At 64.9% G+C, this 22867-nt stretch carries 23 protein-coding genes; 15 read left to right on the forward strand and 8 right to left on the reverse strand.

All coding sequences use genetic code 11. The annotated features are described in order from the left end of the window. The first annotated feature begins 78 nt into the window (after positions 1-78). On the forward strand, positions 79-1194 hold the full coding sequence (gene ald, locus D4Q51_RS08830; RefSeq protein WP_120077377.1) for an alanine dehydrogenase: 1116 nt from the start codon (positions 79-81) through the stop codon (positions 1192-1194). On the opposite strand, the gene D4Q51_RS08835 is transcribed toward ald, so the two are convergent. Then, the gene (locus D4Q51_RS08835; protein ID WP_240624639.1) at positions 1191-1586 is read right to left on the reverse strand and encodes an acyl-CoA thioesterase; all 396 of its coding nucleotides are present in this window, start codon (positions 1584-1586) and stop codon (positions 1191-1193) included. The two genes, ald and D4Q51_RS08835, sit on opposite strands and share 4 nt — an antisense overlap. 29 nt (positions 1587-1615) lie before the next feature. Here D4Q51_RS08835 and D4Q51_RS08840 point away from each other — a divergent pair, with 29 nt between their 5' ends. Next, the gene (locus D4Q51_RS08840) at positions 1616-3259 is read left to right on the forward strand and encodes a hypothetical protein (RefSeq protein WP_120077379.1); all 1644 of its coding nucleotides are present in this window, start codon (positions 1616-1618) and stop codon (positions 3257-3259) included. Here D4Q51_RS08840 and D4Q51_RS08845 read toward each other — a convergent pair. Beyond that, positions 3228-5318 (reverse strand): S9 family peptidase, encoded by a 2091-nt coding sequence (locus D4Q51_RS08845; protein WP_120077490.1) that lies wholly within the window; start codon positions 5316-5318, stop codon positions 3228-3230. The genes D4Q51_RS08840 and D4Q51_RS08845 overlap by 32 nt on opposite strands. Positions 5319-5488: 170 nt before the next feature. Here D4Q51_RS08845 and D4Q51_RS08850 point away from each other — a divergent pair, with 170 nt between their 5' ends. From D4Q51_RS08850 to D4Q51_RS08865, 4 genes are all read left to right on the forward strand, one after another. Next, positions 5489-7297, forward strand: coding sequence for an aminopeptidase P family protein (locus D4Q51_RS08850; RefSeq protein ID WP_120077380.1), 1809 nt, complete (start codon positions 5489-5491; stop codon positions 7295-7297). A gap of 204 nt (positions 7298-7501) precedes the next feature. Then, positions 7502-8062 carry an EF-hand domain-containing protein gene (locus D4Q51_RS08855; RefSeq protein WP_120077381.1) on the forward strand — a complete coding sequence of 187 codons (561 nt, stop codon included), beginning with the start codon at positions 7502-7504 and terminating at the stop codon, positions 8060-8062. Further along, positions 8059-8793 carry a response regulator gene (locus tag D4Q51_RS08860; RefSeq protein ID WP_120077382.1) on the forward strand — a complete coding sequence of 245 codons (735 nt, stop codon included), beginning with the start codon at positions 8059-8061 and terminating at the stop codon, positions 8791-8793. Before D4Q51_RS08855 ends, D4Q51_RS08860 begins: the two co-directional genes overlap by 4 nt. A 19-nt stretch (positions 8794-8812) precedes the next feature. Further along, positions 8813-10204 (forward strand): ATP-binding protein, encoded by a 1392-nt coding sequence (locus D4Q51_RS08865; RefSeq protein ID WP_240624640.1) that lies wholly within the window; start codon positions 8813-8815, stop codon positions 10202-10204. Here D4Q51_RS08865 and D4Q51_RS08870 read toward each other — a convergent pair. Next, positions 10201-11727 carry a helicase HerA-like domain-containing protein gene (locus D4Q51_RS08870; RefSeq protein WP_120077383.1) on the reverse strand — a complete coding sequence of 509 codons (1527 nt, stop codon included), beginning with the start codon at positions 11725-11727 and terminating at the stop codon, positions 10201-10203. The genes D4Q51_RS08865 and D4Q51_RS08870 overlap by 4 nt on opposite strands. A 55-nt stretch (positions 11728-11782) precedes the next feature. On the opposite strand from D4Q51_RS08870, the gene pabB reads away from it, so the two are divergent. From pabB to D4Q51_RS08915, 9 genes are all read left to right on the forward strand, one after another. Continuing rightward, complete coding sequence (pabB, locus tag D4Q51_RS08875) at positions 11783-13579, forward strand: aminodeoxychorismate synthase component I (protein WP_120077384.1); 1797 nt, start codon at positions 11783-11785, stop codon at positions 13577-13579. Further along, the gene (locus D4Q51_RS08880) at positions 13576-14754 is read left to right on the forward strand and encodes a pyridoxal phosphate-dependent aminotransferase (protein ID WP_240624641.1); all 1179 of its coding nucleotides are present in this window, start codon (positions 13576-13578) and stop codon (positions 14752-14754) included. Before pabB ends, D4Q51_RS08880 begins: the two co-directional genes overlap by 4 nt. Next, positions 14751-15407: an RluA family pseudouridine synthase gene (locus D4Q51_RS08885; protein WP_120077385.1), complete on the forward strand. Its 657-nt coding sequence runs from the start codon at positions 14751-14753 to the stop codon at positions 15405-15407. The genes D4Q51_RS08880 and D4Q51_RS08885 overlap by 4 nt, the downstream gene beginning before the upstream one ends. Positions 15408-15415: 8 nt before the next feature. Further along, a complete protein-coding gene (arfB, locus tag D4Q51_RS08890) occupies positions 15416-15820 on the forward strand; it encodes an alternative ribosome rescue aminoacyl-tRNA hydrolase ArfB (RefSeq protein ID WP_120077386.1) in 405 nt (134 codons plus the stop codon). A 160-nt stretch (positions 15821-15980) separates the two neighbouring features. Next, the gene (rpmG, locus tag D4Q51_RS08895; protein WP_120077387.1) at positions 15981-16148 is read left to right on the forward strand and encodes a 50S ribosomal protein L33; all 168 of its coding nucleotides are present in this window, start codon (positions 15981-15983) and stop codon (positions 16146-16148) included. A 126-nt stretch (positions 16149-16274) separates the two neighbouring features. After that, positions 16275-16943: a LolA family protein gene (locus D4Q51_RS08900; protein WP_120077388.1), complete on the forward strand. Its 669-nt coding sequence runs from the start codon at positions 16275-16277 to the stop codon at positions 16941-16943. Positions 16944-17192: 249 nt separating this feature from the next. Beyond that, the gene (gene xth, locus D4Q51_RS08905) at positions 17193-17981 is read left to right on the forward strand and encodes an exodeoxyribonuclease III (RefSeq protein WP_120077389.1); all 789 of its coding nucleotides are present in this window, start codon (positions 17193-17195) and stop codon (positions 17979-17981) included. Positions 17982-18025: 44 nt separating this feature from the next. Then, positions 18026-19051 (forward strand): GTP cyclohydrolase II, encoded by a 1026-nt coding sequence (gene ribA, locus D4Q51_RS08910; protein WP_240624642.1) that lies wholly within the window; start codon positions 18026-18028, stop codon positions 19049-19051. After that, a complete protein-coding gene (locus D4Q51_RS08915; RefSeq protein ID WP_120077390.1) occupies positions 19048-19545 on the forward strand; it encodes a GNAT family N-acetyltransferase in 498 nt (165 codons plus the stop codon). The genes ribA and D4Q51_RS08915 overlap by 4 nt, the downstream gene beginning before the upstream one ends. Here the strand turns inward: D4Q51_RS08915 and asd are convergent. The 5 genes from asd to D4Q51_RS08940 all read right to left on the reverse strand — a co-directional run bounded on the left by asd (position 19524) and on the right by D4Q51_RS08940 (position 22867). Next, a complete protein-coding gene (asd, locus tag D4Q51_RS08920; protein ID WP_120077391.1) occupies positions 19524-20381 on the reverse strand; it encodes an archaetidylserine decarboxylase in 858 nt (285 codons plus the stop codon). The two genes, D4Q51_RS08915 and asd, sit on opposite strands and share 22 nt — an antisense overlap. Next, on the reverse strand, positions 20381-20644 hold the full coding sequence (locus tag D4Q51_RS08925) for a DksA/TraR family C4-type zinc finger protein (RefSeq protein ID WP_120077392.1): 264 nt from the start codon (positions 20642-20644) through the stop codon (positions 20381-20383). The genes asd and D4Q51_RS08925 overlap by 1 nt, the downstream gene beginning before the upstream one ends. A gap of 76 nt (positions 20645-20720) precedes the next feature. Then, positions 20721-21710 carry a right-handed parallel beta-helix repeat-containing protein gene (locus tag D4Q51_RS08930; RefSeq protein WP_240624643.1) on the reverse strand — a complete coding sequence of 330 codons (990 nt, stop codon included), beginning with the start codon at positions 21708-21710 and terminating at the stop codon, positions 20721-20723. A gap of 41 nt (positions 21711-21751) precedes the next feature. Further along, on the reverse strand, positions 21752-21952 hold the full coding sequence (locus D4Q51_RS08935; RefSeq protein ID WP_120077393.1) for a type II toxin-antitoxin system antitoxin: 201 nt from the start codon (positions 21950-21952) through the stop codon (positions 21752-21754). Between the two features lie 6 nt (positions 21953-21958). Further along, a complete protein-coding gene (locus tag D4Q51_RS08940; protein ID WP_120077394.1) occupies positions 21959-22867 on the reverse strand; it encodes an SPFH domain-containing protein in 909 nt (302 codons plus the stop codon).

The raw sequence follows: 22867 nt of genomic DNA on the forward strand, positions 1-22867 counted from the left end.
CGTGAAAGGATTGCGTCAAACAGGTTTCACCTGTAACGGCCTTGGCAGCCCAGCCCCCATTCTTACCCGGAGTTTCCCATGCGCATCGGCTGCCCCCGCGAGATCAAGAACCGCGAATACCGCGTCGGCCTGACGCCGGAGAGCGCGAAAGAACTGGTCGCCAACGGCCACGAGGTGTGGATGGAAACCGGTGCCGGGACGGGCATCGGCGCTGACGATGCGCAATACGTCGCCAGCGGCGCAAGGGTGATCGGCAAGGTCGAGGACATCTTTGCCGAGTGCGACATGATCGTGAAAGTGAAGGAGCCGCAGCCTGAGGAAATCGCCCGATTGCGCGAGGGGCAGATCCTCTACACCTACCTGCACCTCGCCCCCGATGCGGAGCAGACCGAAGGCCTCGTCAAGTCAGGCTGCACCGCGATTGCCTACGAAACCGTCACCGGCCCTCGCGGCGGCCTGCCGCTGCTCAAGCCCATGAGCCAGGTGGCTGGACGCATGAGCATCCAGGCGGGCGCCAACGCGCTGGAAAAGGTACATGGTGGTCGCGGGGTGCTGCTGGGCGGCGTGCCGGGCGTGCTGCCGGGCCGCGTGCTGGTGATCGGCGGCGGCGTCGTCGGCTTCAACGCCGCGCAGATGGCGGCCGGCCTTGGCGCGCGCACCGTCATCATGGATCTCGACCCCGAAGTGCTCGAGAAAGTCGGCACCCATTTCGAGGCGCGGGCGAGCACGCGTTTTGCCAGCAAGGCCAACCTTGAACAGGCCGTGGCGCAGGCAGACCTGGTGGTGGGTGCCGTGCTGGTGCCCGGTGCCGCCGCACCCAAGCTGATCAGCCGTGAAATGCTCAAGACCATGAAGCCGGGCGCGGTGCTGGTGGATGTCGCGATCGACCAGGGCGGCTGCTTCGAAACCAGCAAGCCCACGACCCACGATAACCCGACCTACGTGGTGGACGACGTGGTGCATTACTGCGTGGCGAATATGCCCGGTGCTGTCAGCCGCACCAGCACCTATGCGCTGAACAACGTCACCCTGCCGCACGCCATCCGCATCGCCAACCTCGGGTGGAAGGAAGCCATGCGCCGCGATGCTCACCTGGCGCAGGGCCTGAACGTGCACGCGGGCCGCGTCACCTACCCGGCGGTCGCCAGCGAACTGGGCTACGACCTGCTGCCGATTGAGGAAGCGATCGCCTAGCTTTCGGCGCCTTCGGGCGGCAGGAACGGCGCGGCGACTTCTGCCGGAACGCGCATCAGCCGCCCGCTGGCCTTGTCCACCATCGCCCAAGTCGACTTGGCGCGCACCAGCGCCTTGCCCTCGGCATCGCGGAATTCGTAGTGCCGGTCGAACCGCGCACCGCGCGGGCCATCCTTGATGATGGTCTCGCCTGTCACTTCCGCACCCTCGGTCACATTGCCGCGGTAGTCGATCTCGTGCCGTGTTACGACCCAGACGTAGGCATCGCGGTGATCAGGCTCGGCCTGCGCGTTCCAGTGCGCGACGGACAGATCCTCCATCCAGCGCACCCACACGGTGTTGTTGACGTGCCCATTGGCGTCGATATGCTCAGGCAGCGCGGTGAATTTCATCAAGAATTGGTGCATGTCTTCATGGCATAATGGCTGGCGTGAAAAAGTCGAACACCCGGTCGCAATCTGCGCTCGCGCCCTTCGGTGCGCTCGGCAAACGGCTGGGCTTCCGCTGGGTTTTCTACTTCACCGTGCCGTTGCCCTACCACCCGCTGTTCCTGCCATTGATGCTGCTGGGGATCGTGGCAATGGCCAGCTTCGGCATCGTCGGCAGCGCAGCCTCAACCGAGTCGAGCGACTGGTGGATCGGACTGCTGGCGCTTGCCGCGATTCTCGGCTTACTGCTCTCGCTGCCTGTTGTGTGCTGGTTCCTGCTGGCTCTGCGCGTACCGCTGATCCAGGCGGCGGCAATCTTCGCCGCGATGGTGCTGCTTGCCGCCGAAGTCTGGCAGGGGCGTCTGCATCCGCTATGGGGCGTGCTGCCCGGCAGTTATGCCGCGCTGTTTGCGATCCAGCTATGCGGCGGCCGCCCTTGGCTGGCGCACCTCCGACGACGACAGGCCAGGTTCGCGCCGATTTCGCCCGGCGACAGCCCGGTGTTGCTGGAACGCGGCATCGGGGACGGCCGCCAGATATTGCTCTCCTGCGACATCGGCAGTGTCTACGACCCGGGGCATTCGCGCGGCGCGAAGTCCCGTCGCTATTTCTGGCTTGCGCCTGACGATGCCGCGACATTGCGAGGAGAACTCGCGGACGAGATGCCGTCGCAATGGACGCTGGAAGACCTCGATCACGGCAGCTTGCTGATCTGGAAGAATGCCCCGAGGCCCCATGCCGGGCTGACGTTGTCGCGCGGCACCTATCGCGCACCGTTCGGGCTGGTGACGGGCCTCAGGCACCTCACGGCAAGGGCGCGCGAGGGCAAGACGCGGCTTGTATACGGAGCGCCCGAATGTATCGTGCCGCTGCCTCTGGCCACGTTCTTCCGCTTCACGTCGATCACCGGCTCGGCCTACAACCGCTGGCAGGCGGGCTTCGCCCGGACCAGGCAGCCAAGCATCGAATTGCCCGAAGTTCCGGGGCGCGAGGGTGTTGCCCTCCTGCTTGCTCCTCGTCCGGAGGGCGGAGGCATCTTTTCCCGCGAGGGCTTCGAGGAATTACTGGCCGAGGCCCGCAGGATCGCTGCCGTGCGGCGTGACTACGAAACGGCCTTGCGCGAGGATCTGCCTGTGTTTCTGAGCAGGCTGCGCGGAAACCTCGAACCGGGCTGGCGCGAACGCGAATTGATCGAATTTCTCGAGAGAGAACCCGCCCACCTCCAGAGCGCCCTGGTGCCCGAAGTGCTCGCCTGGATGGCTGCCTTGCAGGACAGGTCTGATGGCTGGAACATCGTCCTGCCCGCACGCCTGCTGGCTGTTTTCAGCGATGAGGATCTGCGTCCACACGCCGATGCTCTCTATGCCATGTTCAACAGCCAGAAACTGGCTCTGCGCTGGACGCTGAGCGAGGGATTCGACATCGACAGCCTGCCGAAGAATACGCCTATTTTCTACGGCAAGGTGGCAGGCTTCGGCCTGATACAGGCCAATCCCGGCCTGTACAGCAAGCTCGCCCGCATCGATCCCCGGCTGGCCCGGATCGTCGCCGAACTGCACCGCAAGATCAATGGCGGAGAGCCCGGCCTGTCCTGGCGCTACGCCGCTATTCCTCGACGCCTAGTTGCCAGAGGATGAAGGCAACTTCCTCCGCCGTCTCGCGCAGACCTTCCCAGCGGCCGGAGCGGCCACCGTGTCCTGCACCCATGTTGGTCTTCAGCAGCAGGATATTCTCGTCGGTCTTGTACTCGCGCAGCTTGGCGACCCACTTGGCAGGCTCCCAGTAGGTAACACGCGGATCGTTGAGGCCCGCAGTCACCAGCATCGGCGGATAGTCCTGCCGCGTTACCTGATCGTAGGGCGAATAGCTGAGCAGGTGGGTGAAAGCCGCCTTGCTCTCGATCGGGTTGCCCCATTCGGGCCATTCGCCGGGCGTGAGCGGCAGGCTGTCGTCCAGCATGGTGTTGAGCACGTCGACGAAGGGCACGTGTGACACCACCGCGCCAAACAGCGCCGGGTCCTGGTTCACCACCGCGCCCATCAGTTCGCCACCGGCAGAGCCGCCGCTCGCGCTGACCATGCCTTCGGCGGTGTAGCCCATCTCCACCAGACCGCGCCCAACGTCGACGAAGTCGTTGAAGGTGTTGGTCCGCTCTTCCATCTTGCCCTGGAGATACCAGTTGCGGCCCAGATCATCGCCGCCGCGGATGTGCGCAATGGCGTACGCCATACCGCGGTCGATCATGCTGAACCGCGACGTGGAGAACCCCGGTGGCACGGCGTAGCCATAGGCGCCGTAGGCATAGAGGTGCAGCGGCCCGCCCATTTCACGATCCTTGCGGTAGACGATGGACACCGGAACCATCGCTCCGTCGCGCGCACGCACTTCCAGCCGCTCCACGGTGTAAAGCGAGGGATCGAAGCCGCTGGGGATTTCCTGCACCTTCAGCGTTTCCAGCTCACGGCTGGCAACGTGGTAGTCGTAGACGGTGTCGGGCGTGATCAGGCTTTCGTAGGCGAGGCGGATGCGGTCCACGTCCCATTCTGGATTGTTCGCCACGCCTGCATCGTAGGCCGCTTCGGGGAAATCGATCGATTCCACCCGCGACGGATCATCGTAATAGCGCACCTGCACCTGGTCGAGGCCGTTCAGGCGACCTTCGGTGACGTAGAAATCCTTGAACAGGTCTAAACCGGTCAGGTAGAATTCGTCCGAGCCCTCGATCAGCGTCGTCCACTCGCCCGGATTGCTCAGCGGCGCGGTGGCGAGGCGGAAATTGACGTGTTCGTCGTTGGTCCAGATGTAGATCGTATCGTCGTGGAAATCGGCGGAGTATTCGACGCCGACCTGGCGCGGCTTGATGACGGTCAGATCGCCCGTGGGATCGTCGATGGAGGTGAACATCACCTCGCTCGTTTCGTTGTCGCCCGTCGCGATCACCAGCCATTCGCGGTTCGAGGAGATGCCGGGCGAAGCGGTGTAGCCCAGTGTTTCCTCGTGATAGAGTTCAATGTCGCTTTCCGCAGGTTGGCCGATCGTGTGTGCCAGGACACGATCCACGCGCCAGTTCTCATTGGCGCGGCCATAGACCAGCACGGTGTCGTTCGCGGCCCAGATCAGGCCGGTGTTCACGTCCGCGATCCGGTCTTCCAGCAATTCCCCGGTTTCCAGGTCCTTGATGAAGCCGGTGTAGAATTCGCCGCCGGTCGTATCCGTCGAATAGGCGAGATAGCGCCCGTTCTCGCTGACGGAGAAAGCACCGAGGCTGAAGTACTCCTGCCCCTCGGCCAGGGCCGGGCCATCGAGAATCAGTTGTGCATCGCCGCCTGCAACCGGGCGGCGATAGTACTTGAGATACTGTGCGCCCTCCTCGAACTCGGTCCAGTACTCGTAGTCGCCGTCGCGTTGCGGCACGCTGGCGTCGGCTTCCTTGATGCGGGCGCGCATTTCGGTGAAGAGTTCGTCCACCAGCCCGCGCTGGCCTGCCATCTGCGCCTCGAAATAGGCGTTCTCGGCACGGACGTAGTCGAGCACGTCCTCGTCATCGATCGTGGGGTAGCTATCATCGCGCAGCCACGCCCACGGGTCCGACACGGTGATGCCGTGGCGCGTGTAGCTATATTCGCGCTGTTCGGCGCGGGGCGGCTGGATGCTGGTGTCGTAGTTCAAATCGCTGTCCTGTGCTTTTGCCGGCATCGACGTAGCAACGGCGGCTGCGGCGACAAGGGTGATGTTGCGAAAGATCGACATGGATTGACGTGCTCCTGCTCCGGCTTGCCGTGCTGCGGGTGGAAACCCGCACGGTGAAGGCCTATGTCGCGTCGGTAACGCCTAATTGTTTCCTCCGAAACCGGAAAGACGACGAAATGCTGATGCAAACCCACGAAGCCCGCCTCGATGCCCTGCGCAAGGAACTCGCCCGCCGCGATCTTGATGGGTTCGTAATCCCGATCAGTGACGAGCACCTGAGCGAATACGTGGGTGCCTATGCCCAGCGTTTGGCGTGGCTGACGGGCTTCGGCGGTTCTGCGGGCAGTGCGGCAGTTCTTAAGGACAAGGCCGCGATGTTCGTCGATGGCCGCTATACCCTGCAGGTACGCCAGCAGGTGAGCGGGCAGCTTTACGAGTACAAGAGCGTTCCCGACGATTCGATGGCGGACTGGCTGGCCGAGAACGCCGGAGAAGGCACCCGCATCGCCTACGACCCTTGGCTGCACACGCGCGGGTGGGCCAATGCCATGGCGAAAAAGCTGGAAGAAGTCGGTGCCGAACTAGTACCGGTCGATAGCAACCCGCTGGATGCCGTGTGGGACGATCAGCCCGAGCCATCGCCCGCCCCGGCCTACGTGCAGGACGACAAGCTCGCAGGCCGCTCCAGCGCAGAGAAGCGCGGTGAAATCGCCGAGTGGCTGAAGAAGGAAAAGCTCGACGCGGTGGTGATCAGCGCGCTCGATTCGGTCGCCTGGACGCTCAACATTCGCGGCGCCGACGTGGACCATACGCCGGTGGCATTGTCCTACCTGTTCGTGCAGTCGGACGGGACTGCGGACTGGTTCATCGCCCCGGACAAAGTGCCCGCCGAAGTGGCGCAGGCGCTGGGCAATGCCGTGCGCATCCGCCCGCGTGACGAGTTTTCCGATGCCTTCGCCGAAATGGCAGGCAAGCGCGTGGCCGCCGATCCGCAGCGTTCGGTCGCGGCGATCTTCCAGCGGCTCGACGATGTCGGTGCCGAGATCGTGACGAAGGACGATCCCACTGTGCTGCCGAAGGCGATCAAGACGCCCGCCGAACAGCAGGGCCACCGCAACGCCCAGGCGCGCGACGGCGTGGCGATCACGCAGTTCCTCCACTGGCTTTCGGTCGAAGCGCCGCAGGGCAAGGTGGACGAGCTTTCTGCCGCCGCCAAGCTGCACGAACTGCGCAAGACGAATTCGGACCTGCTGCGCGACCTCTCGTTCGATACCATCAGCGGCGCAGGCCCCAATGGCGCAAGCCCGCACTACCGCGTGGACGAGCAAAGTAACATCCGGCTGGAGCCGAACAGTGTGTACCTTGTCGATTCAGGCGGGCAGTATCCCGACGGCACCACCGATATCACGCGCACCATCTGGGTCGGCCCCGACGCGCCGCCCGCAGAGGTTTGCGACCGCTTCACCCGCGTGCTGAAGGGCCACATCGCGCTCGACATGCAGACCTTCCCGCCCGGCACGCCCGGCTCTGCGCTGGATGCGCTGGCGCGCCAGCACCTGTGGATGGCTGGCGTGGACTATGCCCACGGCACCGGCCACGGCGTCGGCGCGTTCCTGGGCGTGCACGAAGGGCCGCAGCGCATCGCCAAGCCGCGCGGATCGCAGGCCGGTACCGACCAGCCGCTGATGGCAGGCATGATCCTCTCCAACGAGCCGGGCTACTACAAGGCCAACGAATATGGCATCCGCATCGAGAACCTGGTGCTGGTGGAGAAGCGCGAGATTCCGGGCGGCGAAGGCGAGTGGCTCGGCTTCGAAACGCTGACTTTCGCGCCGATCGACCGCACATTGGTGGATCGCAGCCTGCTCAGCCCGGCCGAGATCGAGTGGTGGAACAGCTATCACGCCAAGGTGCGCGAGGTGCTTGCCCCGCAGGTGGAAGGCGATGCGCTGGCGTGGCTGGAAGAGGCCTGCAAGCCGCTCTAGGGCGGCCTTGCAGCGGCAATCTGGCGGCCAGATTAACGGGCCTGCCCCAGCGCGACAAACTGCGACAAATCTGTTCTCGCACGGCAAAGTCCTGCGACATTGCTCTCCTATAACCGGTCACTGAGAGTGGCGGGACGCCGGATATCCTCCTCCCCCTTCAAGCCGGCGGCCCGTTGCTCTACCGATTAGACTTGGAGAGTGACCATGAAGAAGACCCTGATTCTCGCCCTGGCAGCAACCGGCCTCACCGTCGGCGGTGCCGCCATCGCGCAGGACCGTCCAGAACGCGGTGCCGACATGACCCGCGCCGATGCCGAAGCCCGTGCTGCCGCGCAGTTCGCTCGCATGGATGCCAACGACGATGGCGTTATAGATGAGGCTGACCGCGAGGCTCGCGCCCGTGCCCGCTTCGACCGGATGGATGCAAATGGCGACGGCATGCTCACCTTCGAGGAATCGCAGGCCGCCCGCGACACCATGCAGGAACGCCGCGCAGAGCGCCGCGCAGAACGCGGCACCGAAGCCGGTGAACGCGAAGGCCGTCGCGGTCACCGCATGGGCCGCCGTGGTGGCGGTATGCGCGGCATGATGATGGCCCGCGCCGATACCGACAACGACGGCACGATCAGCGAAGCCGAGTTCACAAGCGCCGCCCTCACCCGGTTCGACAGCGCCGATGCCGACAACGACGGCACCGTGACTGCCGAGGAACGCCGCGAACAGCGCAGCGAGCGTCGCGCCGAGCGCCGCCAGAACCGCGGATGAGCGATAGTTCCGTAAGAGTGCTGCTGGTGGATGACGAAGCCAGCCTGCGTGAACCCCTGGCCGACTACCTGTCGCGCCAGGGGTTTGCCGTGCGTCAGGCCAGCGACGCGGCGAAGGCGCGCTCCGCCTTGCTGGAGGAAGTGCCCGATCTCATCCTGCTAGATATCATGATGCCGGGAGAGGATGGCATTTCGCTGTGTCGCCACCTCGTCGAAAGCCGCAAGCTGCCGGTAATCTTCCTGACAGCGAAGGGAGAGGCGATGGACCGTATCGTGGGGCTGGAAATCGGCGCAGACGATTACGTGGTGAAACCCTTCGAGCCGCGCGAACTGGTCGCCCGCATCCGCTCCGTCCTGCGCCGGGCTGGCAAGAACGGCGCTGCGCAGACCGATACCGAAGCGCATTACGAATTCGAGGGATGGCATCTCGATCCCCTGAAGCGCCGCCTTACCGATCCGGAAGGCACGGTCGTGCCGATCTCGTCTGCCGAATTCCGCTTGCTGGTCGCCCTGCTCGATCATCCGCAGCAGGTGATGGACCGCGATCGCCTGCTCGACATGGTGCAGGGGCGCGAGGCGCACCTGTTCGACCGCGCGGTGGACAACCAGATCAGTCGCCTACGCCGCAAGGTCGAAGTCGACAGCCGCGATCCGAAGCTGATCCAGACGGTTTGGGGCGGTGGCTACATGCTGGCGGCGGAAGTGAAACGCTTCGTGCCCGTAACGGACTGACTGGCAGAGCAGGTCAGGCATGATCCGTCGCTTCCTCCCGAGAAGCCTGCTGGGCCAGATGCTGCTTTCGGTGGCGCTGGCGCTGCTCGTGGCGCAGTCGATTTCGCTGGTGTTGCGCTACCAGGCGGAAGAACGAAGGATTGAGAACGGTCTCGTCAACGAACTGGCTTTCCAGCTGGTTGCCGATCCGCGCATCGAATTCGCGACCCGCGACGATCAGAGGGCGGACCGCCAGGAACGCCGCCGCCTTCGCATAGAGCGGGCGTTGGAGTCTCCACAGCTACAGGGCGAGAGCCGCAACCGCGAGAGGGAACGGGCGCTGCACCAAGTGCTCGAATCGCAAGGTGTTGCCGTGAGTGAACTCGTCGTCATCTCGCGCGAGGTTTCGCGTGACAGATACATTATGGACGGCCTGCGCCGGGGTGGGCGCTTCTTGCGCAACCGGTGGGACCCCGGTGGTGAACTCGTCGTGGCGGGGATGAAGCGCGCAGGCGAGGACCAGTGGTTGATCGCCCGGGCCCCGCGCCCCGAACGCCCCCGCAGTACGATGGTAGGGATCATCATGCAGACGCTGATCCTTTACCTCGTGATGGTTGGCGGTCTTTACCTGTTGCTGCGCCGTATTACCCGCCCGCTGGCCGCGCTGACCCGGCGAGTAGAACGCTTCGGCGGAGTGGCGGACGGTGCGCCGCCGATGGAACCGTCCGGCCCGGAAGACACCCGCCGCCTGATCACTGCCCATAACGCCATGGAAGCGCGCATCGCCGGGCTGCTCGACGAGAAGGACGTGATGCTTGGTGCAATCGGGCACGACCTGAAGACGCCGCTCGCCGCACTGCGGGTGCGGATCGAAAGCGTGGACGACGAAGCCGAGCGCGCGAAGATGGCCGCCACGATCGAGGACATCACCCATTCGCTCGACGACATCCTGTCCCTCGCCCGCGTGGGCAGGCCGAGCGACCCGCTGGAGCGGACCGAACTCTCCGCCCTCATCGCCTCGGTGGTGGACGAATACGAGGACATGGGGGAAGATGTCGCCCTGGGCGAGACCGAGCGCGTGGCCTTGCCCGTGCGCGCCACCTGGCTGCGCCGCGCCATTCGCAACCTTGTCGGCAATGCCCTGCGCTACGGCAGTGAGGCTCGCATCAGCCTGACCAGGGAAAACGACCAGGCCGTTATCCGCATCGCCGATGCGGGGCCGGGCATTCCCGAAGACCAGATCGCCCACATGACGGAGCCGTTCACGCGCGGCGAAACCTCGCGCAGCCGGGAAACCGGCGGCGCGGGCCTCGGCCTGACCCTGGCCCGCGCCATTGCCGAACAGCACGGCGGCACGCTGGTCTTGTCAAATGTGAACGGAGAGGATGGCGCCATCGTCGGGCTGTTGGCCGAAATCAGGCTACCGCTCTAACGCATCAAACCGCCGAGGATATTGCGCACGAAGGCATTGAGGCCCGTGCGCACCGGATCCGCACTGGATTTCTTGCCGAGCGCCGTCGCCACGGCAATCGAGGCCAGCGAGCCAGTCGCCGCCTTCACGGCGCTCTTGCCGGCCTTCTCCCACATGGAGGCGGTCTTGCGCGGCTGCTTGCGCACTTCCTCCACGCCCTTCTCTTCCACTTCTTCCGCCGTCTTCGCGGCATCCAGTGTCTTCTGCGCCAGCACTTCCTCTGCGCTCTCGCGGTCGACGCGCTCGTCGTACTTCCCGTCGAACGGGCTGACCGACTGGATGATCGCGCGCTCCTTCGCGTTCACAGGGCCAAGGCGCGAACGCGGCGGTTTGATCAGTGTGCGCTGCACCACAGTGGGCGCGCCTTCCTCGTCCAGCGTCGAGACCAGCGCCTCGCCAACGCGCAACTGCGTGATGGCCTCTGCCACGTCCAGATCGGGATTGATGCGAAACGTCTCCGCAGCCGCCTTGATGGCGCGCTGATCCTTCGGGGTGAAAGCGCGCAGGGCGTGCTGCACCCGGTTGCCCAGCTGGCCCGCCACTTCCTCCGGAATGTCGATGGGGTTCTGCGTCACGAAATAGACGCCCACGCCCTTCGAACGGATCAGCCGCACCACCCGCTCGATGGTGTCCTGCAGGGCATCGGGCGCATCGTCGAAAAGCAGGTGCGCCTCGTCGAAGAAGAACACCAGCTTTGGCTTTTCCGGATCTCCCACTTCGGGCAGACTCTCGAACAGTTCGGCCAGCAGCCACAGCAGGAACGTGGCGTAGAGCTTGGGACTGCGCATCAGTTCCTCTGCCGCCAGCACGTTCACCACGCCGCGACCCTGTTCGTCCACGGTCAGGAAATCGTCGATCTCCAGCGCAGGCTCGCCGAAGAAATGGTCCGCCCCTTGCGATTCGAAACTGAGCAACTGGCGCTGGATCGCGCCGACCGACTGCTTCGATACGTTGCCGTATTCGCCCGACAGTTCCTTGGAATTGTCATAGGCCCAGGCGAGCATGGCGCGCAGGTCCTCGAAATCGAGGAGCAGCAGCTTGTTCTCGTCGGCGTAGCGGAAGACGATCTGCAGCACGCCTTCCTGCGTCTCGTTCAGGTCCAGCAGGCGGGCCAGCAGCAGCGGCCCCATTTCCGATACCGTGGTGCGGATGGGGTGGCCGTTCTTGCCGTATAGGTCCCAGAACACCACCGGGTTATCGGAATAGGCATAGTCGTCCATGCCGAGTTCCTTCGCCCGGCCTTCCAGCTTGTCGGCGTGCTTGAACTTGGGCGAACCCGGCATGGCAATGCCTGACAGGTCGCCTTTCACGTCGGCCACGAACACCGGCACCCCGGCAGCGGAGAAACTCTCGGCCATGCCCTGCAAGGTTACCGTCTTGCCGGTGCCCGTCGCGCCTGCGATCAGGCCGTGGCGGTTCGCGCGCGACAGGTCCAGCGCCTGCCGGTTTCCATTCAGATCGTTACCGAGAAAAATGTCGGCCATTCTAGCCCCTAATACCTTGTTGCCGGATTCCGATGCGAACCCTAGAGCGGGCCTGATGGATGGCAAGTCCCCCTTTGTGCTGCTGGACGATGCACGCGCCCATGGTGCGAGCGATGCGCACTGCTTCACGAAACCCTCACAGGTTTTCGTGGCGCGGCGGGCGGACGAGGTCGTGCGCGTGCTGGCAGAAGCCGACGCGGCGCGGCGGACAAGCGGCAAGCACTTGGCGGGCTATATCGCCTACGAAGCGGGTCTGGCGCTGGAAGGCAGGCTGGTGCCACTTGCCGCGGCGCGTGCAGGGGCCGTCGGGCCGCTGGTGTGGCTAGGCCTGTTCGACGATCCCGAGATCATTTCTGCTGTCGAAGTCGAGGGCTGGCTTGCGGCGAAGTGCAGGGGCGAGGCGAGCATCGGCCCGCTCGATCCACAAGTCTCGACCGGTGCCTACCTCGATGCTTTCGATACGTTGCAGGAAGCCATCCGCGCAGGCGACATCTACCAAGCCAATCTCACCTTCCCGCTGGCAGGCCCGGCGAAGGGCGACCCGCTGACGCTCTATGCGAAGATCCGCCCCACGGCGGCTGCCGGATACGGGGGCCTCGTGTTCGACGGATCGGACTGGCTGCTCTCTTTCAGCCCCGAGCTGTTCTTCGCCCTGCGCGATGGCCACGCCAAGGTGAAGCCGATGAAAGGCACCCGCCCGCGCGGCGGCACCGAGGCAGAGGACGCGGCGCTGCGCGATCAGCTCAGCCGGTCGGTGAAGGACAAGGCCGAGAACCTGATGATCGTCGACCTGATGCGCAACGATCTCTCCCGCGTGGCACAGGCCGGCAGCGTACGGGTGGAACATCCCTTCAAGGTGGAGACCTATCCCACGCTCCACACCATGACGACGACAGTGCTGGCAGACCTGAAGGAAGGCCGCACCGCAGTGGACGTGCTGCACGCAATCTTCCCCTGCGGCTCCATCACAGGCGCCCCCAAGATCCGCGCGATGGAACTGATCGACGAGGTGGAGCGCGATGCCCGCGGTCCCTATTGCGGCGGCATCGGACGTATCGACGCCGGTGGCGATGCCGCTTTCAACGTTGCGATCCGCACCATCCGCCTGACGCCGGGCGAGAACCAGCGACACAAGGCCGTGCTGGGCGTGGGCGGGGCGATCGTCGCCGACAGCGACGGCATGGAAGAATGGCGCGAATGCCTCGTGAAAGGCGCTTTCGTGCGCGGGGCGGCAGGCGGGCACGACCTGATCGAGACGATGCGCTTCGACCCGATGGCAGGCACGCCGCTGCTCGAAATGCACCTCGAACGCATGAAGGCGAGCGCGGCGGAACTGGGCTTCGCTTTCGACCGGCACGAAACGCGCAACCGCATCCAGGCGCTGTGCTTCGAACTGGAGGAGGCGGCGAAGCTGCGGCTCGTGCTCTCGCGTTCTGGCGCGGTCAGCTTGGAGGCGCATCCCCTTCCAGCTCCCTTGCCCGATCCCGCGCCTTGCGTGCTGCTACCGCATCCCACGGTCGCGCACGACTGGCGGCTCTATCACAAGAGCAGCGACCGCAGCTTCTACGAGGCGGCGCTGGCGACCGCCAAGAGCGTCGGCGCGGTCGAAGCCTTGTTGGTGCGCGACGGCATGGTGACGGAAGGCAGCTGGACCAACGTGTTCGTGAAGCGCGACGGAACGCTCGTCACTCCGCCGCTCTCCGCCGGACTTCTGCCCGGCGTGCTGCGCCGCTCGCTGATCGAGGACGGCAAGACGCGCGAAGGCGAAGTGGCGCTCGAAGACCTAGAGAACGGCTTTTTCATCGGCAATGCCCTGCGTGGCCTGATTCCGGCGACGCTGGAACTGCCATGAGCGCGCAGCACCTCAGCCAGGCACTCCAGCGGATCGAGGCATCACCCACGACGGCGATGACCGACCGGGCCAGCGAACTTCGCGCCGAGGGCCGCGACATCATCTCACTGAGCGTCGGAGAGCCGGATTTCGACACCCCGCTCCACGTCATCGCAGCCGCCAAGGCCGCGCTCGATGCTGGCGATACGCGCTACACTCCCGTCACCGGCACCACGCGCCTGAAGGAAGCCGCCGCGCTGCATTTCCGCCGCGATCTCGGCATTGCTGCCGAGGCGCGGGACGTGATCGTGACGGCAGGCGGCAAGCAGGCGATCTTCGAGGCGCTTGTCGCCACCGTCAGCCCCGGCGACGAGGTGATCGTGCCTTCTCCGTGGTGGGTCAGCTATCCGCAGATGGTGCGCTTTGCAGGGGGCACCGTGGTGCCGCTGCGCACATCGGCCAGCGACGGCTTCCGCTTCCGCCCCAGCGAACTCGAGGCGCTGATTACCCCGCGCACCAACTGGCTGCTGCTCAACTCGCCCGGCAATCCCACCGGCGCGGTGTTTTCGGCAGACATGCTGCGCGGCATCGGCGAGGTGCTGCGCCGCCACCCGCAGGTGTTAGTGCTGTCAGACGATATCTACGCACCGCTGCGCTACTCGGACGAGCCGCATGCCGCGCTGGCAGCGCTCTGCCCGGACCTTGCGGAGCGCATCATTACGGTCTCCGGCGTTTCCAAGAGCCATGCGATGACGGGCTTTCGCATCGGAGTGGCCACCGGGCCCGACTGGCTGATTTCCGCAATGGGCAAGTTGCAGAGCAATTCCAGCGGCAACCCCGCCAGCATATCGCAGGCCGCAGCCGTCGCCGCGTTCGAGGGGCCGCAGGATTTCCTTGCCGACTGGCGCGATGCCTTCCGCCGCCGCCGCGACATGGTGGCGGCGCGTATCAACGCCACCCCCGGCCTCTCCACACCCGTCCCCGACGGCGCGTTCTACTGCCTTGTCGATGCTGCCCCGCTGATGGAGCCGTTCGGCGGCGACGACGGCAAGCTGGCGCTGCACCTGCTCGACAACGGCGTTGCCACCGTCGCAGCCTCGGCGTTCGGTGGCAGGGACGGCTTCCGCATCAGCTTTGCCGCGGACGAGGCCGTGCTGGACACAGCGCTGGATCGCATCGAAAAGGCGCTTTCATGACCAAGATCGACATTCTCTTCGAAGACGGCGAGGCGCTCGTCATCGACAAGCCCGCTGGCCTCCCCATCGAGACACCGCGCAAGGGCGGAGCGAGCCTCGAGGACCATCTCGAGCAGCTTAAGCTCGGCTTCCAGCGCGCGCCTCAGGCGGTGCACCGGCTCGATACCGATACTTCCGGCTGCCTGCTGCTGGCGCGCAACCCCAAGGCGCTGAAACGCTTCAACAAGGCCTTCGAGGAAAAGCTCGTCTCCAAGACCTACCTCGGTATCGTTGCCGGACCGGTGGAGGAGGAGGAAGGCACCATCGACCTCGCGCTAACCAAGATCAGCAGCGAGGCGCGCGGCTGGCGGATGATCGTGGCGAAGAAGGGCAAGCCCTCCATAACGCACTGGACCAAGCGCAAGGAACTGGACGGCGGGTTGACGCTGGTGGAATTCCGCCCGGAAACGGGCCGCACCCACCAGATCCGCGTCCATGCCGAGCACGCCTTCAAGCGTTCGCTGCTGGGGGACCCTGTCTACGGCAACAAGGATGCCCGTGTCTCGCGCACCATGCTCCACGCCAGTGCACTTGTAATGCCGCGCGAGGGCAAGCCCGATATCGTGGCCGAAGCGCCGCTGCCTGCCGACTTCGTGAAGCTGGGCGCCGGATAGGACCGGGAATGGGCAGGATACTCGACCGGGCGCACGAGATCGCGGAGGAGAGCTTTATCGCTGCCTCCGGCCCCGGCGGGCAGAACGTCAACAAGGTGGCGACTGCCGTGCAGCTGCGCTTCAACATCTATGCCCTCGGCCTGCCACCGCGTGTGTTCCACCGGTTGAAGGACATTGCCGGCAACCGGCTCAGTCAGTCGGGCGACATCGTGATCGACGCGCGCAGCCACCGCACGCAGGACGCGAATCGGCGCGATGCGCGAGAGCGGATGGCGGCGATGATCGAGGAAGCGATCAAGGAGCCGAAGAAGCGCGCCAAGACCCGCGTGAACCGGCTGAACAAGAAAAAACGCCTCGCCAGCAAGAAGGCCCACGGCGAGAAGAAGGCGATGCGCGGAAAGATCGACCTGTAGGCCCGGCCGCCTTCGCCCTGTCCTTCGGCTCGGGCGCTCACCAAGCTTGACTTTTCCCCGATTCTCTACCAATGGCACGCGCGATGGGCGGCGCCTGATGCGTCGCCCCAATTATTTTCGGGCCAGATGCGCCCCTACCAGACTTTTTGAAGGCAAGACCATGGCGAAGCCCGCAACCATCAAGATCCGCCTGAACTCCAGCGCAGGCACCGGCCACTTCTACGTGACCAAGAAGAACCCGCGCAACCACACGGAAAAGTTCACCTTCCGCAAGTACGATCCGATTGCGAAGAAGCACGTCGAGTACAAGGAAGGCAAGATCAAGTAAGACGCCTTCGGGCACGCTTGGTCCGCGCTTTGTCGAACCCGGTTTTCCTGAATGGGGGGAACCTCCTGGGTTCACGGACGGTTCAATGCCTCACCTGTACCCAGAGGGTCCATAATTGGTGAGACTATGAACGCCTTGAAAAACATTATCCGCACACCCGCCATCGCCGCCGCCCTGGGCGCGATGGCGTTTGCCGTTCCGACTACCCTTTCGGTCGCCGCTACCCCGGTTGCCGCCCAGGCCCAGGCAGACCAGTTGCAGCGCGCCGCCCGCGCGCTGCGCGGCATTTCCACAATGCGCGCCGATTTCACGCAGACCGACCGCGTCGGCAACGTGCTTTCGGGCGAACTGACCCTGAAGAACCCCGGCAAAATCCGCTTCGAGTATTCCGACGATGTGAACATGCTGGTCGTTTCAAACGGCAGTGCGCTTTCGATCATCGATTACGAAGTGAGCCAGGTTGAGCGTTATCCCATCGGCGATTCGCCGCTGGGCGCGTTGCTGAACCCGCAGCGTGACATCACCCGCTACGGCCGTGTGCAGGGTGGCAACCGCAACGGCGTCGTATCTATTGCGGTGAGCGATCCCGACCGTCCCGAATTCCCCACGATGACGTTGATCTTCGTAGAGAAGGCATCGGCCCCCGGCGGGCTGGAACTGAACAGCTGGGTGGCGCTCGATTCGCAAAATCAGCGCACGACCGTGCGCCTGCGCAATCACCGCTATGGCATGAGTGTATCCGACAGCGAGTTCCGTTTCCGTGACCCGCGCCGTTCGTCCCGCCGTCCGGGATAAACAGTCCATAGGTGAATGGTTGTAAATTTGCGACAGATTACACACGTCATTCATTGCCGCGACAGCCTCTTCCCCCTACTTCTGAGTGCATAGAGACGCGGTGAGGCGGGTTTCCCCCCTGTTGCCCTGACCTCGATTAAAGCCGTTTCTCTTGCGAAGCGTGACGAACGCTCGAAAAACGAACCCCCGTCGCATTATGCCCCCGCGACGGGGGTTTTTTTATCTGCTGCCCGCGACTAGGCAGCAGTCATGGTCAAGATCACCACCTGGAACATCAATTCGATCCGCCTGCGCATGCCCATCGTTGAGCGCTACCTGAAGGAACACGCGCCAGACGTGCTGTGCCTGCAGGAGATCAAGTGCCAGGAGCAGCAGTTCCCCTACGAGGCGTTCAGGGAATTGGGCTACGAGCACATCGCGGTGCACGGGCAGAAAGGCTACCACGGCGTCGCCACGGTCAGCCGCGTCCCCATGCAGGAATTCTCCCGTCACGATTGGCAGGATAACGGCGAGGCACGGCACGTGGGCGTCGAATTCCCTTCGCTCGACGGGCTGGTGCTGGAAAACGTGTACATCCCGGCAGGGGGCGACATTCCCGACCGGGAGAAGAACCTGAAATTCGGGCAGAAGCTCGACTTCCTCGAACGCATGACGCGCTGGGCCGAAAAGATCGACAGGCCCACGCTGCTGGTGGGCGATTTCAACATCGCGCCGCTGGAATGCGACGTCTACGACCACAAGGCGCTGCTGAAAGTCGTCAGCCACACGCCGCTCGAGGTCGAAACGCTGGACCTGCTGCAAGGCGCACACGACTGGGTCGACCTTGGCCGCAAGCATATCCCCGCGCCGGAGCGTAACTATTCGTGGTGGTCCTACCGCACCTACTGGCAGGGCAAGGATCGCGGGCGGCGCCTCGATCACATGTGGGCATCGCCCGATCTGGCCGCGCAAAGCGTCGCCCATTCCATCGCCGAGGACACGCGAGACTGGGAAAAGCCGAGCGACCACGTGCCGCTGATGACGGAGTTCGACCTCTGAGCGAGGCATCGCCTCCATCGCCCGAACGGCGCGTAGCGCAAGCGGTGGACGCCCTGCGCCACGGCTGGCCGATCAGGGTTGGGGACGCACCCGTCCTTCTGCCCGTCGAGACCGCGCTCGATCGTAGCGCCCGCTCCGATCACCTGCTGATATCCGCCGCCCGCGCAGAGACGCTGAAGCTCACCAACCAGCGGCCTGCCGCCGATGGTCACTCGCCCGTGCTGATGCGCGCCGCCGACCCGCTGGACCTTCACGCCGCCTTGCCGGTGGCGGACCCGGCGCTCGATCCGGTCAATCCGCTGAAAGGCCCGTTCCTGGCCGAACCGCTGGAATGGATGACAGCGGCGAAAGTGGCGATGGAGCTGGCGCGGATTGCAGGGATGCTGCCTGCTTTCCTGGTCGATCCCGATCCGGCTGGCGAGCCCGCAACCCTGCACTCAGTCGATCTCGCCGCGTGGAAGGTCCCTGCCAACCTCGCCATCGCCACCCGAGCGCATCTGCCCATCGCGCACGAGGAGCAGGCCGAGATCGTCGTCTTCCGCTCTCCCGGAGACATGCGTGAGCACGTGGCGCTGGTGCTGGGCCAGCGTTCGACGGAGACGGTGCCGCTCGTCCGCCTGCATTCCGAATGCCTGACGGGCGACATCTTCGGCAGCCTCAAGTGCGATTGCGGTCCACAGCTAGACCATGCGCTCGCCGCCATGTCCGCCGCGGCGAGCGAAGGCGGCTGGGGGGTGCTTCTCTACATGCGGCAGGAAGGGCGCGGCATCGGCCTCGTCAACAAGCTGCGCGCCTATCGCCTGCAAGACGAGGGGTTCGACACGCTGGAAGCCAATCGCCGCCTCGGCCTGCCGGAGGAAGCGCGCGATTTCCCGCTGGCGGCGCGGATGCTGGACCTGCTCGGCATAGGCCGGGTGCGGTTGATGACGAACAACCTCGAAAAGGTCGTCGCGTTGGAGGATGCCGGGGTAAAGGTGACCGAGCGGGTGCCGCATGAACTTCCTGCGAACCCACACAACACCCGCTATCTCGCCACCAAGCGCGACCGCGCGGGGCACCTGCTGGCGTGACCTGGACCATCCGCGAGGAGCGCGCGGGCGATGAGCCGGCGATCCGCGCAATGACGCTGCGCGCGTTCGAGGGGCATCCCTATTCTGACGGGGATGAGGCAGACGTGATCGACCGGCTCCGGGCCGACGGAGACCTGCTGCTGTCACTGGTGGCTGTCGAGGACGGCGAGATTGTGGGCCAGGTGACCTATTCGAGCGCAAGGTTATCCAACGGGGAAGATGGGTGGATGGTCTTCGGCCCCATCGCCGTGGAACCCGCGCGGCAAGGTGAAGGCATTGGCCGCGCACTGATGGACGCAGGCGAACAGGCGATGAAGGCGCGCGGGGCCAAAGGGATTACCGTGCTGGGCGATCCGGCGCTTTATGCCCGCTTCGGCTATGTCCAGCACACGCCGCTGACACTCGAAGGCGAACTGGGCGAATACTTGCAGGTGAAGAGTTTCGGCGCGCCAATCCCCTCCGCCACGCTGACCTATGCGCCCGCCTTCGGCTGAACCCAGCGCCCCAGCGCCTGGCCCATGCGCACGCTGTCGCCTGCGCTGAACTGCTCCAGCCATTCGACACCCGGCTCGAACAGCAGAACCACGGTGGAGCCGAGGAAGAAGCGGCCCATTTCGTCTCCGGCGGCAAAGTTATGCTCTCCATCGGAGAAGGTGCGATGGCGAAGGTGCGGAGCGTGTGCAGCCTCTCGACCGCCCCATACGGTCTCGATCCCGGCCACGATCATTGCGCCGACCATGACGCTGGCAAAACAGCCGCGAGGCCCGTCGAACAGGGCGGCGAGCCGCTCGTTGCGGGCGAACAGGTCGTCGACGTTCTCTGCAGTTACCTGGTTCACGCTGAACAGGTCGCCCGGGACGTAGATGGTGCCCAGCAGTTCCCCCGCAGCAGGCATGTGGACGCGGTGATAGTCCTTCGGGCTAAGGTAGATGGTGGCAAATGTGCCGCCTTCGAACCGCCGGGCCAGCTCCGGGTCGCCGCCCAGCAGCTGTGTCGCAGTGAACTCGCGCCCCTTGGCCTGAAAGATACGCCCTTCCTCGATATGGCCGATCTGGCTGATCGCGCCATCGGCGGGGGACACGACGAATTCCTCGGCATCGGCCAGCGGTCGGGCGCCGGGTTTCAGCTCGCGAGTGAAAAAGTCGTTGAAGCTGGCATAGGCTTCGACGGGGCGTGCGGCCTCGGTCATGTCGACATCGTAGGCATCGATGAAGCGGCGGATCAGCCTGTCCTTCAGCCAAGGTGTCTCGCTTCCCGCGAACCTGCCAGCAAGGCGGGAGATTCCGTGGTGTGGCAGCGCGTGCTGTAGCCAGATGAACGGATTTGCCATCAGCGCAGCTGACTGTCCTTGGAACCGCGCCGGTTCAGCGTCGAGTGACGCACCGCGCTATCCTTTCCGGATTGGCATTCCACACAGGTGCGAACACCGGGCACGGCCTCGCGGCGCTTTTCGGGGATGTCCTCGCCGCAGATGTCGCAATACTCGGCGCTTTCCCCCTTGGGAATGCGCGCGCGTGCGGCGGCGACAGCGTCGCTTACCGTATCGTCGATCTGGTCCTGCACCGCGCCATCGCGCGACCATCCGCCTGCCATGGGAAATCTCCTGGTTTCTCAGCCAATGGCCTAGCAGGGTCACACGTTCCCGCAAAAGACCCGCTGGCGAGAGGCGTCAGCGGATGATCTCGTAACGTGTCAAGCGGCGGTCGAGCGCGTTCTCGCCCACGCCGCCCATGTCGCCCGACCAGTCGGCGACGAAAACCGACTCGCGATCGACCCCGCTGGCGAAGCGCGCATCGTTGCCGACAACGGACAGGCCGGAACTGTCGCGCGCGCGCCCCTCGGCGGCGACGGCGATGAAGGCGGCGTGGTTTTCCTTGTCCTGCCCCTGCACGAACCAGTTGTTGGCGATCTGCCCGCTGGCCCCACCTGGCAGGTCGATCATGTAATTGGTGCCGCGCCCGGCGGAATCGTCGAAGCTGGAGGATGCAATGTCGACGCGGATCGCGCGGGCCTTCACATAGTGGCCGCCGCGTCCCTGCTCGAACCGACTGCGGGTGATGCGCACGTGGCCGTATTCGCCGGTGTAGATCGAATGGGCGCAGCCGCCCGAACCCTCGCAAGTGCCGAGGCGGGTGAAGGTGCTGCGGTCGATCACCAGCCGCCCGGCGGGATCGTTGTGCGTCAGGATGCCCTGCTGGCTATCGCGGAACCAGCTTTGTGCCACGGTCAGGTTGCCCTGCTCCAGCCGGATGCCCGAACCGTTGAAATCGGGCACACGCACGTTCTGGAAGACGATGCCGGAAACTTCTGCGCTGCGTCCGCGCAGCACCAGCGCGGCCTTGCCCTCGCATGTCACGCCGTCGAACACGGCGGCCCCCGCCTGCGCGGAAAGGTAGGACACGGAGCCTGCGGTCTGCACCGCGCACTGTTCGTAGCGGCCGGGCGCGATGGAGATGGAGCCGCGCGCGTCGCCGATGGCATCGACCGCGTCCTGCAGCCGATCGTAGCCGCGCCCGGTCTCCACCACGGTGAACGGAGGCTGCCGCTCCTGCGCGAACAGGGTCGCAAGCGGAATGGCGGCCACGGCGAGGGCGGCAAAGGCCCCGATCACGCCTGTCGGCAAGCGGCGCGGGGCAAGGCGGGAAACCTGCGAGATCATGGGCGCAGACTAGCGTACAATGGTTAACGCCCTGCCCCTTGTCAGGCGTCCTTCGGTGGCCTCCCCCGGCGCGGAGCGACCGTTTTCGGCACCTCGATCCCGCGCCGTTTCAGGGCCTCGCGCAGCAGCACCTCTATCTCGGCATTGACCGAACGCAGTTCGCCTGCGGCAAGGCGCTCCACAACGTCGTGGAGCGCCGGGTCTAGCCGCAGGGCAAATGCTTTCTTCTGGGCCTTGGGCATGGGTTTTTACTGGTAGAGCGAGCCCGCGTTGACGACCGGGTTCACGTCCCGCTCGCCGCACAGCACCACCATCAGGTTGGACACCATGGCCGCGCGGCGCTCGTCATCAAGGTGTACGATATCGTCGGCGGACAGCTTTTCCAGCGCCATCTCCACCATGGAAACCGCGCCCATCACCAGCTTGGCGCGGGCGGCGATCACGGCCTCGGCCTGCTGGCGGCGGAGCATGGCCCCGGCGATTTCGCTGGCGTAGGCAAGGTGGGTGAGGCCCGCCTCGTCCACCACGATCCCGGCCACAGCAAGGCGCTCGTTGAGCTCGGCCTGCAATTCGGAGTTCACCACGTCCGGGCTGCCGCGCAGCGTCGTCTCGTTTTCCTCGAAATCGTCGTAGGGATGGCGCGCGCCCACGGTGCGCAGGCCCGCCTCGATCTGGATGTTCACGAACTCATCGTAATCGTCGACGTCGAACACGGCCTGCGCCGTATCGCGCACGCGCCACACCACGTTACAGGCAATGTCGATGGGGTTGCCGCGCAGGTCGTTGATCTTGATACGCTCGGAATGGATGTTGTGTGCGCGCACGCTGATCTTCTGCTTCATCATCCACGGCCAGACCCAGCGAAGGCCCTCCGTCCGGTCGGTGCCGCGATACTCGCCGAACAGCGTGATCACCGCGCCCTGGTTCGGCTGGATCATGTAGAAGCCGATCCACGACAGCAGGCCGACCAGCGCGATGAGAATGCCGATAATCAGCATCAGCGGGGACCCGTCCGCCTTGGCAACTGACACGCCCGCGAGAAATAGCCAGACGCCGCCCAGCGTCAGCGCCAGCGATACCAGCAGCATGACATAACCGTTGTAGCCGCTCGCCGGGACTTCCCGGCTGCGCGCCATGGGAATGTGTTCTGTACTCAT

This window comes from Aurantiacibacter odishensis (assembly GCF_003605195.1).
Classification (GTDB): domain Bacteria; phylum Pseudomonadota; class Alphaproteobacteria; order Sphingomonadales; family Sphingomonadaceae; genus Alteraurantiacibacter; species Alteraurantiacibacter odishensis.

Coding starts and splice junctions, on each gene's coding strand:
- D4Q51_RS08860 (WP_120077382.1), top strand. CDS start 8,059: ATGAGCGATAGTTCCGTAAGAGTGCTGCTGGTGGATGACGAAGCCAGC.
- D4Q51_RS08855 (WP_120077381.1), top strand. CDS start 7,502: ATGAAGAAGACCCTGATTCTCGCCCTGGCAGCAACCGGCCTCACCGTC.
- D4Q51_RS08850 (WP_120077380.1), top strand. CDS start 5,489: ATGCTGATGCAAACCCACGAAGCCCGCCTCGATGCCCTGCGCAAGGAA.
- D4Q51_RS08930 (WP_240624643.1), bottom strand. CDS start 21,710: ATGATCTCGCAGGTTTCCCGCCTTGCCCCGCGCCGCTTGCCGACAGGC.
- D4Q51_RS08885 (WP_120077385.1), top strand. CDS start 14,751: ATGACCAAGATCGACATTCTCTTCGAAGACGGCGAGGCGCTCGTCATC.
- D4Q51_RS08940 (WP_120077394.1), bottom strand. CDS start 22,867: ATGAGTACAGAACACATTCCCATGGCGCGCAGCCGGGAAGTCCCGGCG.
- ald (WP_120077377.1), top strand. CDS start 79: ATGCGCATCGGCTGCCCCCGCGAGATCAAGAACCGCGAATACCGCGTC.
- D4Q51_RS08835 (WP_240624639.1), bottom strand. CDS start 1,586: ATGAAATTCACCGCGCTGCCTGAGCATATCGACGCCAATGGGCACGTC.
- arfB (WP_120077386.1), top strand. CDS start 15,416: ATGGGCAGGATACTCGACCGGGCGCACGAGATCGCGGAGGAGAGCTTT.
- D4Q51_RS08925 (WP_120077392.1), bottom strand. CDS start 20,644: ATGGCAGGCGGATGGTCGCGCGATGGCGCGGTGCAGGACCAGATCGAC.
- xth (WP_120077389.1), top strand. CDS start 17,193: ATGGTCAAGATCACCACCTGGAACATCAATTCGATCCGCCTGCGCATG.
- D4Q51_RS08840 (WP_120077379.1), top strand. CDS start 1,616: ATGGCTGGCGTGAAAAAGTCGAACACCCGGTCGCAATCTGCGCTCGCG.
- asd (WP_120077391.1), bottom strand. CDS start 20,381: ATGGCAAATCCGTTCATCTGGCTACAGCACGCGCTGCCACACCACGGA.
- pabB (WP_120077384.1), top strand. CDS start 11,783: ATGGATGGCAAGTCCCCCTTTGTGCTGCTGGACGATGCACGCGCCCAT.
- D4Q51_RS08880 (WP_240624641.1), top strand. CDS start 13,576: ATGAGCGCGCAGCACCTCAGCCAGGCACTCCAGCGGATCGAGGCATCA.
- D4Q51_RS08935 (WP_120077393.1), bottom strand. CDS start 21,952: ATGCCCAAGGCCCAGAAGAAAGCATTTGCCCTGCGGCTAGACCCGGCG.
- rpmG (WP_120077387.1), top strand. CDS start 15,981: ATGGCGAAGCCCGCAACCATCAAGATCCGCCTGAACTCCAGCGCAGGC.
- D4Q51_RS08900 (WP_120077388.1), top strand. CDS start 16,275: ATGAACGCCTTGAAAAACATTATCCGCACACCCGCCATCGCCGCCGCC.
- D4Q51_RS08865 (WP_240624640.1), top strand. CDS start 8,813: ATGATCCGTCGCTTCCTCCCGAGAAGCCTGCTGGGCCAGATGCTGCTT.
- D4Q51_RS08870 (WP_120077383.1), bottom strand. CDS start 11,727: ATGGCCGACATTTTTCTCGGTAACGATCTGAATGGAAACCGGCAGGCG.
- D4Q51_RS08845 (WP_120077490.1), bottom strand. CDS start 5,318: ATGCCGGCAAAAGCACAGGACAGCGATTTGAACTACGACACCAGCATC.